The sequence below is a fragment of the Ochrobactrum sp. SFR4 genome, from assembly GCF_019730395.1.
In the GTDB taxonomy this organism is placed as follows: domain Bacteria; phylum Pseudomonadota; class Alphaproteobacteria; order Rhizobiales; family Rhizobiaceae; genus Pseudochrobactrum.
The window spans coordinates 1-422 of the sequence record NZ_JAAPBB010000242.1 but is presented as its reverse complement, the minus strand read 5'-3'; the positions used below and the strand labels follow the sequence as shown (position 1 = coordinate 422).

Annotated in this window: 1 protein-coding gene; it reads left to right on the top strand. The window is 45.3% G+C overall.

Translation table 11 applies throughout. From position 1 onward, the window contains the following. Window positions 1-31: 31 nt before the first annotated feature. Window positions 32-422, top strand: a 391-nt coding sequence (locus HBA93_RS18805; protein WP_286202057.1) for a phage tail tape measure protein, incomplete at its 3' end; no start/stop codon positions are given.

Below are 422 nucleotides of genomic sequence, written 5' to 3'. Positions count from 1 at the left end.
AGCCCGATCAACTGTTGCTTTACGCAACAACATGGGCATTACGGCCGATAAAATGCTTTCTGCATATGACGCAATCGCTCTTGGCGGTAAGGCTGGAGAGTTTGAAGTTGAGGATATGGCAAAAAGCCTTCCGGCTCTTCTCGCCAAAATGTCAAGACTTGGAGAGGCTGGCGAGACTGGCGTTCGTAATACTGTTGCAATGGCGCAGGCCATTCGTAAAGGGGTTGGTAGCTCTGATGAAGCGGCCACTCAATTTGAACGTATGTTAGAAACATTCACGTCGGGCACATTCACCGCAAATGCAAAAAAGATGGGCATTGATATTGAAAAGACGATGAAAGACGCCAAGACAAAAGGCATCAGTCCTGTCTTTGCCATTTTGCAAAAAATTCAAAAAGCAACCAAAGGCAATCAATTTAAAT